The organism is Pseudoalteromonas sp. S3178 (assembly GCF_005886985.1).
Lineage (GTDB): Bacteria > Pseudomonadota > Gammaproteobacteria > Enterobacterales > Alteromonadaceae > Pseudoalteromonas > Pseudoalteromonas carrageenovora.
The window spans coordinates 1-370 of record NZ_PNCW01000572.1 but is presented as its reverse complement, the minus strand read 5'-3'; the positions used below and the strand labels follow the sequence as shown (position 1 = coordinate 370).

The window sequence follows — 370 nt, the reverse complement described above, 5'->3', positions numbered from 1 at the left end:
CAACAAGGTTCTATTGAAGACAATCTAAATCAATTAGAACTCTTTAGGCAATATTTAGACTCAAATAGTGTGTCTTTAACCCCACATAAAATTCACTTCACCATCTCCATCGGCTTTGTTTCTATGGTAGAACAAAAAATTGATGCGTTACTCAAGGCCGCAGATGTAAAACTGTATGATGCAAAAGAGCAAGGCAGAAACAGAATTATACATTAAGGGCCACCTGTCTGGCCCTGTTTTATTATAAGTAATTACATAACCATTACTTTGAAACGCGATAACTGTCCCAGCTAAACAAAGCAAGTGCAGTCCAAATACACGCAAACGTTAAAATTCGCTCAGTTGTAAATGTTTCGCCATAAAGCACAAC

1 protein-coding gene and 1 pseudogene are annotated in these 370 nt (G+C 37.0%); one reads left to right on the top strand and one right to left on the bottom strand.

The genetic code is table 11. The features are described from left to right. Nucleotides 1-216 (top strand): GGDEF domain-containing protein (locus CWC11_RS22270; protein WP_138684274.1); only part of this gene is annotated, 216 nt, incomplete at its 5' end. 46 nt (nucleotides 217-262) lie between these two features. Here CWC11_RS22270 and CWC11_RS23470 read toward each other — a convergent pair. Beyond that, nucleotides 263-370: pseudogene (locus CWC11_RS23470) on the bottom strand (EamA family transporter RarD); the annotation flags it as partial.